At 73.7% G+C, this 11,792-nt stretch carries 11 protein-coding genes and 1 riboswitch; of the genes, 6 read left to right on the top strand and 5 right to left on the bottom strand.

What is annotated here, in order from left to right; all coding sequences use genetic code 11:
* Window positions 1-172 precede the first annotated feature (172 nt).
* The 3 genes from ACWGH4_RS20965 to ACWGH4_RS20955 are packed head-to-tail and all read right to left on the bottom strand — an operon-like array spanning window position 173 to window position 3,362.
* Complete coding sequence (locus ACWGH4_RS20965; RefSeq protein ID WP_441262743.1) at window positions 173-1,252, bottom strand: prenyltransferase; 1,080 nt, start codon at window positions 1,250-1,252, stop codon at window positions 173-175.
* Window positions 1,249-1,983: a methyltransferase domain-containing protein gene (locus ACWGH4_RS20960; protein WP_453462996.1), complete on the bottom strand. Its 735-nt coding sequence runs from the start codon at window positions 1,981-1,983 to the stop codon at window positions 1,249-1,251. Before ACWGH4_RS20960 ends, ACWGH4_RS20965 begins: the two co-directional genes overlap by 4 nt.
* A gap of 53 nt (window positions 1,984-2,036) precedes the next feature.
* Window positions 2,037-3,362, bottom strand: coding sequence for a glycosyltransferase family 4 protein (locus ACWGH4_RS20955; RefSeq protein ID WP_453462993.1), 1,326 nt, complete (start codon window positions 3,360-3,362; stop codon window positions 2,037-2,039).
* 177 nt (window positions 3,363-3,539) lie between these two features.
* Here ACWGH4_RS20955 and ACWGH4_RS20950 point away from each other — a divergent pair, with 177 nt between their 5' ends.
* Window positions 3,540-4,196, top strand: coding sequence for a TetR family transcriptional regulator (locus ACWGH4_RS20950; protein ID WP_453462990.1), 657 nt, complete (start codon window positions 3,540-3,542; stop codon window positions 4,194-4,196).
* A 27-nt stretch (window positions 4,197-4,223) separates the two neighbouring features.
* Here the strand turns inward: ACWGH4_RS20950 and ACWGH4_RS20945 are convergent, their stop codons facing one another.
* Together ACWGH4_RS20945 and ACWGH4_RS20940 are read right to left on the bottom strand one after the other, a co-directional pair.
* Window positions 4,224-4,457, bottom strand: coding sequence for a ferredoxin (locus tag ACWGH4_RS20945; protein ID WP_005318281.1), 234 nt, complete (start codon window positions 4,455-4,457; stop codon window positions 4,224-4,226).
* On the bottom strand, window positions 4,457-5,917 hold the full coding sequence (locus tag ACWGH4_RS20940) for an aldehyde dehydrogenase (protein WP_453462987.1): 1,461 nt from the start codon (window positions 5,915-5,917) through the stop codon (window positions 4,457-4,459). Before ACWGH4_RS20940 ends, ACWGH4_RS20945 begins: the two co-directional genes overlap by 1 nt.
* Before the next feature lie 80 nt (window positions 5,918-5,997).
* Between ACWGH4_RS20940 and ACWGH4_RS20935 the strand changes: the two genes are divergently transcribed.
* The 5 genes from ACWGH4_RS20935 to ACWGH4_RS20915 all read left to right on the top strand — a co-directional run.
* On the top strand, window positions 5,998-7,059 hold the full coding sequence (locus ACWGH4_RS20935; RefSeq protein WP_453462984.1) for an MBL fold metallo-hydrolase: 1,062 nt from the start codon (window positions 5,998-6,000) through the stop codon (window positions 7,057-7,059).
* A 167-nt stretch (window positions 7,060-7,226) separates the two neighbouring features.
* Window positions 7,227-7,299, top strand: a riboswitch (cobalamin riboswitch).
* Between the two features lie 143 nt (window positions 7,300-7,442).
* The gene (locus ACWGH4_RS20930) at window positions 7,443-8,678 is read left to right on the top strand and encodes a prenyltransferase/squalene oxidase repeat-containing protein (RefSeq protein ID WP_453462981.1); all 1,236 of its coding nucleotides are present in this window, start codon (window positions 7,443-7,445) and stop codon (window positions 8,676-8,678) included.
* Window positions 8,678-9,340, top strand: coding sequence for an SCO2322 family protein (locus ACWGH4_RS20925; RefSeq protein ID WP_453462978.1), 663 nt, complete (start codon window positions 8,678-8,680; stop codon window positions 9,338-9,340). The genes ACWGH4_RS20930 and ACWGH4_RS20925 overlap by 1 nt, the downstream gene beginning before the upstream one ends.
* 449 nt (window positions 9,341-9,789) lie before the next feature.
* The gene (locus ACWGH4_RS20920) at window positions 9,790-10,914 is read left to right on the top strand and encodes an energy-coupling factor transporter transmembrane protein EcfT (RefSeq protein ID WP_453462998.1); all 1,125 of its coding nucleotides are present in this window, start codon (window positions 9,790-9,792) and stop codon (window positions 10,912-10,914) included.
* Window positions 10,911-11,792: ABC transporter ATP-binding protein (locus ACWGH4_RS20915; protein WP_453462975.1), on the top strand; the 882-nt coding region annotated here is incomplete at its 3' end. The genes ACWGH4_RS20920 and ACWGH4_RS20915, both read left to right, overlap by 4 nt.

Here is an 11,792-nt window from a genome sequence, read left to right as displayed (position 1 = left end):
AGGCTCAAGTTGCCAGGCAACTTGAGCCCGCCTGGGGGCACCTCCCACGGCCGCCAGGCCGTAGGGGGAGATTGAGGGCACCGCGCGGAGCGCGGTACGGGGGCCGGGGCTTGCCCCGGTTTCGGGAAGGGGCGGGTAGGGGAACAAGCCCCGCGCAGCGGCCACGCCCCGTTCAGCCCACCTCGCAGCAGTCCGGCGCCAGCCCCACCGGCAGGCGCTCCCCGCCGAACACCGCCGTCGTCGCCTCGTCACCACCGAGCGCCGCCACGGCGAGCAGCAGCGAGCCCGCCGTCCATGTCGTCTGTTCCTCGGGCCATATCGCGCGCTCGCCCTCGAAGACGTAGCCGGTCCAGTACAGGCCGCCCTCCGCACGGAGGTGCTGGATGGACTGGAGGATCTCCAGGGCGCGGTCGGACTCGCCCACCGCCCACAGCGCGAGCGCCAGTTCGCAGCTCTCGCCGCCGGTGACCCACGGGTTCGGCAGGACGCACCGCACGCCGAGGCCGGGCACGACGAAGTCGTCCCACCGGGACTCGATGCGGGCCTTGGCCTCGTCGCCGGTCACCGCCCCGCCGAGGACGGGGTAGTACCAGTCCATCGAGTAGCGGTCCTTGTCGAGGAACCGCTCGGGGTGGTGGCGGACGGCGTGGGCGAGCGCGCCGGCCGCGAGTTCCCAGTCGGGCTGGGGTTCCTCGCGTTCCTCCGCGACGGCGAGCGCGCAGCGCAGCGCGTGGTGGATGGAGGAACTGCCGGTCAGGAGGGCGTCGTTGACCGCCGTCCCGTCCGGCTCGCGCTTCCAGCCGATCTGGCCGCCGGGCTGCTGGAGCCCGAGGACGAACTCGACGGCCGCGTACACCACCGGCCACATCCGGTCGAGGAAGGCCTCGTCGCCGGTGGCGAGGTAGTGGTGCCACACGCCGACCGCGATGTAGGCGCAGAAGTTGCTCTCGCGGCCGTGGTCCGTGACGGCGGCCGGGTCGCCGTCGTGGTAGGCGGCGTACCAGGAGCCGTCGTCGTTCTGGTGCCGGGCGAGCCACTCGTACGCGCGGGCGGCGGCGTCGTGCTCGCCCGCCGCGTCGAGCGCCATGGCGGCCTCCGTGTGGTCCCACGGGTCGAGGTGGTGGCCGCGGAACCAGGGGATCGCGCCGTCGGGGCGCTGCACGGCGAGGATCCCCGCGACGGTCTCCACGGCCTCCTCCGCGCTCAGGACCCCGGGCAGGACAAGGTGTTCGGTACGTCCTGGCAACGTCACTTGGCGGCGTCCACGGGAAGGTGCGGCTTGGTCGCGTACGCCACGAAGCTCTTGCCGATGAGCGGGTTCAGCGCCTGCTCGGCGACGCGCGTGGCCAGCGGCTTCTTCATGATGTCCCAGACAAGGAGCTTGTGGTACGCCTTCACCGGCAGCGCCTTGTCGTTGTCGACGCCGAAGGCGCACTTGAGCCACCAGTACGGCGAGTGCAGCGCGTGGGCGTGGTGGGTGCCGTACGGCCGCAGGCCCGCCTGCTTCATCTTGGCGAGCAGTTCGTCGGCCTTGTAGATGCGGATGTGGCCGCCCTCGACCTCGTGGTAGGCGTCGCTGAGCGCCCAGCAGACCTTCTCGGGGCCGTAGCGCGGCACGGTGACCGCGATGCGGCCGCCGGGCCGCAGGACGCGGACCATCTCCGCGAGCACTCCCTTGTCGTCGGGGATGTGCTCCATCACCTCGGAGATGATGACGATGTCGAACGACTCGTCGGGGAAGGGCAGGTTGAGGGCGTCGCCCTCCATGGCGGTGGCCGTCGCGCCGGCGGGGGCCTCTCCGGCCTCCTTCATCGCGGCGAACCACTTGGCGACCTCGCGGATCTCCTCGCCGTTCTGGTCGAGGGCAACGACCTGCGCTCCGCGCCGGTAGCACTCGAACGCGTGCCGGCCTGCGCCGCAGCCCAGATCGAGCACTCGGTCGCCCGGGGCGAGCGGAAAGCGGGAGAAGTCGACGGTCAGCACGGGGGGTCTGCCTTCCTGGGGGCGGAGCTCGGGTCTTCCTGGTGGAGCTGGGGTCAGTGGGTGCGTACGGAAGCGGCGGACGATACGGCGATCGCCTCGCGGTAGCGTTCCGCGGTGCCGATCGCGGCCTGCTTCCAGGTGAAGCGGGCCAGCACCCTGGCCCGTCCGGCGTCGCCGAGCCGGGCCCGCAGGTCCGGATCGCCGAGGAGCCGGCGCAGGGCGGCGGCCAAGGCGTCCGCGTCGCCGGGCGGCACGGCCAGGCAGGTCTCGCCGTTGGGGCCGGCGACCTCGGGGATCGCGCCGCCGGTGGTGGCGACGAGCGGTGTGCCGGTGGCCATGGCCTCCGCGGCGGGCAGGGAGAAGCCCTCGTACAGCGACGGCACGCAGGCGATCTGGGCGCTGCGCACCAGGTCGACCAGCTCGGCGTCGGTGATGCCCTTGACGAACCGGACGGCGTCGTCGAGGCCGTAGCGCTCGATGAGCTGCGCCACCGGGCCGTCCTCGGCGCGCTTGCCGACGACGACGAGGTGGGCGTCCGGGTTCTCGGTGCGGAGCTTGGCGAGCGCCTCGACGAGGTGGACGAGCCCCTTGAGGGGGACGTCGGCGCTGGAGGTGGTGACGATCCGGCCGGGGACCTCGGCGACGGAGGGGTCCGGCGAGAAGAGGTCGGTGTCGGCGCCGATGTGGACGACGTGGACGCGGTCGCGCCGTACGCCGAGGTGGTCGACGATCTCCTGCTGCGAGGAGCCGGAGACGGTGAGCACGGAGGGCAGCCGGCGGGCGACGCGCTTCTGCATGCGGGTGAAGCCGTACCAGCGGCGCACGGACGCGCGGCGCTGCCAGCTCTCCGCGGCGTCAAGGTCCAGCTGCCGGTCGACGGTGATCGGATGGTGGATCGTCGTGACCAGCGGGGCGCCGATGTCGCCGAGGAGGCCGTAGCCGAGGGTCTGGTTGTCGTGGACGACGTCGAACTCGCCGCGCCGGGCCAGCAGGTGGCGGCGGGCGCGGAGCGAGAACGTCAGCGGCTCCGGGAAGCCGCCGGTCCACATGGTGGCGACCTCGAGTGCGTCGATCCAGTCCCGGTACTCGCCGCGGCCCGGCGTGCGGAACGGGTCCGGGCTGCGGTACAGGTCGAGGCTGGGCAGCTCGGTGAGCGGCACGCCCTCGTCGAGGACCGGGTAGGGCTGGGCGCCGATCACTTCGACGCGGTGGCCGAGACGGGCGAGTTCACGCGACAGGTGGCGTACGTAGACGCCCTGGCCGCCGCAGAACGGGTTCCCCTTGTACGTCAGGAGGGCGATGCGCAGCGGGCTGTCATCGCTGCCGGACGTGCCTGACGTGCCCGCTCGGGGGCCGGCCTCTATGGCCTCTGCGGTCACCCGGGGCCCCCTTCTCACTGCGTTTCGGCGGAGCCTAATCGGTCGCGCTAATCTAGAACAAGTTTCAGAGTTGATGGTTCAAGGAACTTCGAATCTACCGGGCGGTAGCGCGGGTGTGACCGGCGGATCAGGTGATTCCCGCCACGGCGGGCGGGCGAAGGACGGACACGGGGACCGATGACAGCGCAAGGAAGGCCGACGACGCCCGCGACGCCGCCCCTCACCGAACGGCAGGAGGCGCGTCGCCGCCGCATCCTGCATGCGAGCGCCCGGCTCGCGAGCCGTGGCGGGTTCGACGCGGTGCAGATGCGGGAGGTCGCCGAGTCCTCGAGCGTCGCGCTCGGCACGCTGTACCGCTACTTCCCCTCCAAGATCCACCTGCTGGTCGCGACCATGCAGGACCAGCTCCAGCAGATGCACACGACGCTGCGCAAACGCCCGCCGGGCGGGGACAGCCCCTCCGAGCGGGTCGCGGAGACGCTGATGCGGGCCTTCCGGGCGCTCCAGCGCGAGCCGCACCTCGCGGACGCGATGGTGCGGGCGCTGACCTTCGCCGACCGCAGTGTGAGCCCCGAGGTGGACACCGTCTCGCGGCAGACGACGGCGATCATCCTGGACGCGATGGGGATCGAGCACCCGACGCCGGAGCAGCTCTCCGCCGTCCGTGTCATCGAGCACACCTGGCACTCGGCGCTGATCACCTGGCTGTCGGGGCGCGCCTCGATCGCCCAGGTGAAGATCGACATCGAGACGGTCTGCCGGCTGATCGACCTGACGTCTCCCGACGCGGCGCCGGGCCGTGCGGCACCGAAGGCCCGGCGCGGCACGGACTAGGGTCCTGCGGAACTCCGGGCGCAGCGGCTACTCCTCCGGCGGGAAGACGGGCTCGCCGCTGTCCGCCGCGGTGAGCGTGATGGCTTCCACCGGGCAGTTCTCGGCGGCGGCGAGGAGCTTCTCGTCGGCGTCGGCCGTGGTGGCCCGCGCGTGCGACTGGCGTGCCGCGTCGAGGTCGAAGCTGTCCGGGGCGTGGCCGACGCACATGCCGGAGCCGATGCACAGGGTGCGGTCCACCTCGACGCGCCAGCGGTCCCCCATCAGTGGCTCCCGTGTCCGGCGGGCAGGTGGATCATCTTGTGCTCGAGGAACTCGCCGTAGCCCTCGGGGCCGAACTCACGGCCCAGGCCGCTGTTCTTGCAGCCGCCGAAGGGTCCGAGCATGTCGAGACTGAAGGTGTTGACATTGTAGGTGCCGGTCCGTACCCGCCGTGCGAAGTCGATGCCGTGCTCGACGTCGGCCGTCCACACGCTGCCGCTGAGGCCGTAGTCGGAGTCGTTCGCGATCGCGGCGGCCTCGTCCTCGTCGCCGTACGGCAGCAGGCAGATCACCGGGCCGAAGATCTCCTCGCGGGCGATCCGCATGGAGTTGTCGACGCCGCCGAAGAGGGTCGGCTCCACGTACCAGCCGCGGTCCCGTCCGGCCGGACGGCCGCCCCCGCACAGGATCTTGGCGCCCTCCTCCTGCCCGACGCGTATGTAGTCCAGGGAACGCCGCTGCTGGCGCTCGGCGACCAGCGGGCCGACCTGGGTGGCCGGGTCGAGGGGGTCGCCGACGACGAGCGCGGAGGCCGCGGCGGCGAAGGCCTCCGCGATCTCGTCGTAGCGGCTGCGCGGCGCGAGGATGCGGGTCTGGGCCACGCAGGCCTGGCCGTTGTTCATCCAGGCGGCCGGGACGATCCCGGCGGCCGCGGTGGCGAGGTCGGCGTCGGGCAGGATCACGGCCGCCGACTTGCCGCCGAGTTCGAGGGTGACGCGGGTGAGGTTGCGCGAGGCGACCTCCATCACCCGGCGGCCGGCCTCGACGGAACCGGTGAAGGAGACCTTGTCGACGCCCTTGTGCCCGACCAGGTACTCGCTGACCTCACGGCCCGCGGGCAGGATCGACAGGACTCCCTCCGGCAGTCCGGCCTCCCGCGCGATCTCGCCGAGGATGTACGAGTCGAGGGGCGTCTCCGGCGACGGCTTGAGGACGACGGTGCAGCCCGCGAGCAGCGCGGGGGCGAGCTTGGCGGCGGCGGTGAACTGCGGGACGTTCCACGGCACGACGGCCGCGACGACACCCACCGGCTCGCGCCGCACCAGGATCGGGCCGAGGACGCCGCTGCGCCGCTCCTCGTGCGTGAAGTCCCGGGCGACGGAGATCGCCGAGTCCCACACCATCATCGCGCCGAGCGCCTGGGCGAGGACGCTCCACGAGTAGGGGGAGCCGTTCTGCGCGCTGATGGACCGGGCGATCTCCTCGTGCCGTACGGCGACGGCGTCCTTGATCCGGCCGACGACCTCGATCCGCTCCGCGAGCGTGGTGCGCGGCCAGGGCCCTTCGTCGAAGGCCCGTCGCGCGGCGGCCACCGCCCTGTCCACATCGGCGCGTGAGGCGTGCGGGACGCGGCCGAGGACCTGTTCGGTGTGCGGGGAGATCACCTCGATCACTTCCGTGCCGAGCGGGGCCGTCAACTCGCCGCCGATGAACAGTTCTCCGTGTTCCACGAGCTCGGTCATGACTGCTGCCTCCCGCCGGGGCGCACTATCTGACACAGTTTCAGAACTGATATCAGTTCCAGTTACAGGGGGCAATGGGCATGGCGTCGACGGACGGGGCAGCGGCTGGGCATGTGACCGACCACGGCGGCGGCGTCCGCTCGCTGCGTGTCCCCATCCCGGACAACCCGCTCGGCCACACCCTGGTCCACCTCCTCGACACCGACCGTGGGCCGGTCCTCGTCGACACCGGCTGGGACGACCCGACAGCCTGGGACACGCTCTCGGCGGGGCTGGCCGCCTGCGGCACCTCGCCCGCCGAGATCCACGGCGTCGTCGTCACCCACCACCACCCCGACCACCACGGGCTGTCCGGCCGCGTCCGCGAGGCGTCCGGGGCGTGGATCGCGATGCACGCCGCGGACGCCACCGTCGTGCGCCGCACCCGGGAGGCCGAACCGGGGCTGTGGCTCGACTACCTCACCGGCAAACTCGCCCGCGCCGGGGCGCCCGAGGCGCACATCGCACCCCTGAGAGCCGCGCGGGCCGCCGGCGGCCGGGGCGGGCTGCCCGGCCTGCGCCCGGCGCTGCCGGACCGGGAGATCGTCCCCGGCGAACTGCTCGACCTGGCGGGCCGCAGACTGCGGGCCGTATGGACGCCCGGCCACACCCCCGGCCATGTCTGCCTCCACCTCGAGGAGGCCCACCCGGCGGGCCGTCCCGGCAACGGCCGCCTCTTCTCCGGCGACCACCTCCTGCCCGGCATCACCCCGCACATCGGCCTCTACGAGGACCCCGACGACGCCACCGTCACCGACCCCCTGGGCGACTACCTCGACTCCCTGGAACGCGTCGGCCGGCTCGCCCCCGCCGAAGTGCTCCCCGCCCACCAGCACGCCTTCACCGGCGCCCAGGACCGGGTACGTGAACTGCTCGTCCACCACGAGCAGCGGCTCACCGGACTGCTGACGCTGTTGGCCACGCCGCTCACGGCCTGGCAGGTCGCCGAGCGGATGGAGTGGAACAGGCCCTGGGGGCAGATCCCGTACGGCTCCCGCAACATCGCCGTCTCCGAGGCGGAGGCGCATCTGCGGCGGCTGGTGAAGCTCGGCCGCGCTGAGGTCGCGGCGGGCGGGGAGCCGGCCCGGTACGTGGCGGTGTGACGGGCGCTCCACGTCGGGGGAGCCGGCCCGGTGGACAGGCTGGAGGGACCGGAGGTCGGCGAGGGCCAGGTCGATCGCGTCGGCGACGAGGCGGTGTGACGGGCGCCCCACGTCCGGGTACGCGACCGGCCGGTAGAGTGGCGCCGTCGTCATCATTACCCGTACGGGGGGAAGCCGGTGGAAATCCGGCGCTGACCCGCAACCGTGAGCCGCCGTCCGAGGTGGCAAGTCGGAATGCCCCGTACGAGGTCGTGACCGGCTCGTGTCACCGGCAGCCCGCCGGTGACCGGCACCGTCGAGGCATACGGAGCCGGAGCCCAGGTGCCTGAGCGTGCCCGTGCCCGGATCCCGCCGGGAGTACCGCAGGAGAGGCACCGCCCGCCATGACCACCGTTCGCCGCGGCGCAGCCGCGCTCGTCGCCTCCGCCGTGCTCGGCCTGTCCGCCGCACCCGCCGCCTTCGCGGCCCCCTCGCCCACCCCGTCCGCGGAACTGCCCGCCGGGCTCTACGGCAAGGGCGACCCGACCTACGACGGTGTGTGGCGGCAGTCGCTCGCCCTCCTCGCCCAGGACACCACCGGCGTGAGGCCCGCCGACGCGGCGGTCGCCTTCCTGACCGGGCAGCAGTGCGCGGGCGGCGGCTTCCCCTCGTACCGCGCCGACACCGCGAAGGACTGCGACGCGAAGCTGCCGCTCGACACCAACGCCAGTGCGGCGGCCGTGCAGGCGCTCGCCGCGCTCGGCGGGCAGGACGCCGTGGTCGACAAGACCGTCGGCTGGCTGAAGTCCGTGCAGAACGAGGACGGCGGCTGGGGCTACAACCCGGGCGGCGCGAGCGACGCCAACTCGACGTCCGTCGTCATCGGCGCGCTCGCCGCGGCCGGCGAGCAGCCCGCCGCCGCGAAGTCCAAGGGCGGCAAGACCCCTTACGACGCGCTGCTGACGTTCGCGAAGCCCTGCGGCGGCGAGGACGGCGGCGCGTTCGTCTACCAGGTCGCGTCCCCCGGCATCGTCGCCGACTCCACCGCGGCGGCCGTGCTCGCAGCCCACGGCAAGGGCCTGGCGGCGACCGGCGCCGGCACCGAGGACGCCAAGGGCACGGCCTGCGAGAAGGCCACCGACATCAAGGGCGCGGCGCACAACGGCGCGGCGTACCTCGCGAACGGGCTGGCTAAGAAGGGCCACTTCGACACCCCGCCGATGCCCGGCGCCGACGACTCCTCGCCCGCGCCGGACTTCGGCAACACCGCCGACGCGGTCGTCGCGCTGTCCGCGCAGGGCATGGCCGAGCAGGCGAAGAAGCCGCTGTCGTGGCTTCAGCAGAACTCGGCGGCCTGGGCGAAGCAGAACGGCCCCGCCGCCTACGCCCAGCTGATCTTCGCCGCCCGCGCGGCCGGCGCCGACCCGAAGTCCTTCGGCGGCCAGGACCTGGTCGCGGCCCTGAACGCGACCGGTCCCGCCCCGCAGGCGGCCGCCTCGCCGTCCGCCTCCGCGAAGAGCGAGGACTCCTCCGACTCCTCCGATTCGTCCTCCTCGACCTGGTGGATCGTGGGCGTGTTCTTCGTCGCGGCCGTCGGTGTCGGATTCCTGTTCAGCGGCCGCAGGAAGAACCAGAGCTGATGCGCGCCCGCTTCCTCGCCCTTCTCGGCCTGTGCGCCCTGCTCACGGTGGCCGTCGCGGCTCCCGCACAGGCCGCGGGCTACCGCTACTGGTCGTTCTGGAAGAGCAGCGGCGGCGAGTGGACGTACGCCACGGAGGGCCCGGCGACCGCCCGCCCGGCCGACGGGTCCGTGAACGGCTTCCGCTTCTCCGTCAGCGAGGACAGCGGGGACGCGGCGACCCCGCGCACGGCGCCCGACTTCGCCACGATCTGCGCGGGAACACCCGCGAAGGACGGCACGAAGCGGCTCGCCCTCGTCATCGACTTCGGCACGGCGTCGGACGCCCCACAGGGCGAGACGCCGCCCGCGCAGCGCACGGCGTGCGCGCGGGTCGCCCCGGCCGCGACGACGGCGGAGGCACTGGCACAGGTGGCGAAGCCGCTGCGCTACAACAGCGAGGCGCTGCTGTGCGGGATCTCGGGCTACCCGGCCTCCGACTGCGGCGACCGGGCCCTGCCGGCCGACCCGCCGGCGCCCGGCACGGGCTCGAGCACGGCCGTGGTGACGACGAAGGAACCGGCCGGGGACGACGGCCCGTCGGTGGGTGTGTACGCGGGCATCGCGGCGGTCCTGACCCTGGCCGGAGCGGCGGTGTGGCGCTCCCGCCGCACCAACCGATGACGGCCCGCCCCGACGGGGCGCATCCGGCCCCGCCGCCGATTGAGGCCCGGGGCCCGGGCCAGGACCCCGGCGCACCGCACGGGACCGCCGCACCCAACGGCCCCACGCCGCACGCCCAACCGAACGACCCGGCACATCAAGCCCCGCCGTCGATTGAGGCGCGGGGTGCGGGGCAGCGCCCCGGCGCACCGCACGGGACCGCCGCACCCAACGGCCCCGCACCCCAGCCGCACGCCGACGACCCGGCACACCCAGCCCCGCCGACGCGTCGCGCCGACGCGGACACCGGGGCACATCAAGCCCCGCCGGCGATTGAGGCGCGGGGTCCGGGGCAGGACCCCGGCATACCGCACGGGACCGCCGCACCCAACGCGCCCGGTCAGGCCCCGGCCCGGCCCGCAGCGCACGGGGCCGTCGCACCACACGGTCCCGGCCACGGAACGCACCCCCTGGTCAACGCGCTCCGCGCGCTCCGCGCCCCCGTCGCGAGCCGGAGCAACGCCCTGCATGCCGGCGCCTGGTGGCTGTGGGCGCTCGGGCTGGCCGTCGCCGCCTCGCGGACGACGAACCCCCTCATCCTCGGGCTGCTCGTCGGCGTCGCCGGCTACGTCGTGGCCGCGCGCCGTACCGACGCGCCGTGGGCCCGCTCCTACGGCGCCTTCGCCAAGCTCGGGCTGCTCGTCATCGGCGTACGCGTCCTCTTCTCCGTCGCCCTCGGCTCCCCCATCGCCGGCACGCACGTGCTGTTCACGCTCCCCGAGGTGCCGATGCCCGGCTGGGCGGACGGCGTGCGGATCGGCGGACGGGTGTTCGCCGAGCAGATCGTGTTCGCGCTGTACGACGGCGCGAAACTGGCGACCCTGCTCATCTGCGTCGGCGCCGCCAACGCCCTCGCCAACCCCGCACGGCTTCTCAAGTCGCTGCCGGGCGCGCTGTACGAGGCCGGCGTCGCGGTCGTCGTCGCGATGACGTTCGCGCCGAACATGGTCGCGGACGTCCTCAGGCTGCGCACCGCCCGCCGCCTGCGGGGCCGCCCGACCGGCGGGGTGCGGGCCGTCGCCCAGATCGGGCTGCCGGTCCTGGAGGGCGCGCTGGAGCGGTCCGTCGCGGTCGCCGCGTCCATGGACGCCCGCGGGTACGGCCGCACCGCCCAGGTGCCGCCCGCCGTGCGGCACACCACGACGGCGCTCACTCTCGGCGGGCTGCTCGGGGTGTGCGCCGGATCGTACGGGCTGCTCGCCGCGGAGGGCGCACGCTACGGCGTACCGCTGCTGCTCGCCGGGCTGGCCGCGGCCGCCGGTGGCCTGTGGCTGGGCGGCCGGCGTTCGGTCCGAAGCCGCTACCGCCCTGACCGGTGGGGTGCGCGGTCCTGGCTGGTGGCCGGTTCCGGCGCGGCCGTCGCCGCGCTGATGATCCGGGCGGCGACCGTACCGGGGAGCGAGGCGCTGCACCCCGGCGTCGTACCGCTGACGGCACCAGAACTGCCGCTGTGGCCCGCGCTGTCCGTGCTGATCGGTCTGCTTCCGGCGTTCGTGGCGCCGGTCCCCGTAGGAGCCAAGGAGTCGTCCCGGTGATCCGCTTCGAGAACGTCTCCGTGACGTACGAGGGCGCTGCCGCGCCGACGCTGGAGAACATCGACCTCACCGTCCCGGAAGGTGAACTGGTCCTGCTCGTCGGCCCGTCCGGCGTGGGCAAGTCGACCCTGCTCGGCGCGGTGTCCGGCCTCGTCCCGCACTTCACGGGCGGGACGCTGCGCGGCCGGGTCACCGTCTGTGGCAGGGACACCCGCACCCACAAGCCGCGCGAGCTCGCGGACGTGGTCGGCACGGTGGGCCAGGACCCGCTCGCCCATTTCGTCACCGACACGGTCGAGGACGAACTCGCGTACGGCATGGAGTCGTTGGGCCTCGCCCCCGGCGTGATGCGGCGGCGGGTCGAGGAGACGCTCGACCTGCTGGGTCTGGTGGAGTTGCGTGACCGGCCCATCGCGACGCTGTCCGGCGGCCAGCAGCAGCGTGTGGCGATCGGCTCGGTGCTGACCACGCACCCGAAGGTCCTCGTGCTCGACGAGCCGACGTCGGCGCTGGACCCGGCGGCGGCGGAAGAGGTCCTCGCGGTGCTGCAACGCCTCGTCCACGACCTGGGCACGACGGTGCTGATGGCGGAACACCGCTTGGAACGGGTCGTCCAGTACGCGGACCGGGTGGTGCTCCTGCCGGCACCCGGGGCCGCGCCGGTCGTCGGCGATCCGGCCACGGTGATGGCCGACTCGCCGGTCCGCCCACCGGTGGTGACGCTGGCCCGCCTGGCGGGCTGGTCCCCCGTCCCCCTGTCGGTCCGCGACGCCCGCCGCCGCGCGGGCGCGCTCCGCGACCGCCTGGCGGGTGTGGTCGCGCTGCCCCCGGGCGCCGGCGCCTCGAGTTCTCCCTACGGCCTGGCGGCCGTGGGAGAC

It is taken from the genome of Streptomyces sp. NPDC054847 (assembly GCF_053610925.1).
Note: the sequence above shows the minus strand (reverse complement) of the source record. Positions and strands in the feature narration are given on the sequence as shown.

Bases quoted from the DNA above. Each gene is read 5' to 3' on its own strand.
- ACWGH4_RS20950 (WP_453462990.1), top strand. From the start codon at position 3,540: ATGACAGCGCAAGGAAGGCCGACGACGCCCGCGACGCCGCCCCTCACC.
- ACWGH4_RS20945 (WP_005318281.1), bottom strand. From the start codon at position 4,457: ATGGGGGACCGCTGGCGCGTCGAGGTGGACCGCACCCTGTGCATCGGC.
- ACWGH4_RS20940 (WP_453462987.1), bottom strand. From the start codon at position 5,917: ATGACCGAGCTCGTGGAACACGGAGAACTGTTCATCGGCGGCGAGTTG.
- ACWGH4_RS20935 (WP_453462984.1), top strand. From the start codon at position 5,998: ATGGCGTCGACGGACGGGGCAGCGGCTGGGCATGTGACCGACCACGGC.
- ACWGH4_RS20930 (WP_453462981.1), top strand. From the start codon at position 7,443: ATGACCACCGTTCGCCGCGGCGCAGCCGCGCTCGTCGCCTCCGCCGTG.
- ACWGH4_RS20925 (WP_453462978.1), top strand. From the start codon at position 8,678: ATGCGCGCCCGCTTCCTCGCCCTTCTCGGCCTGTGCGCCCTGCTCACG.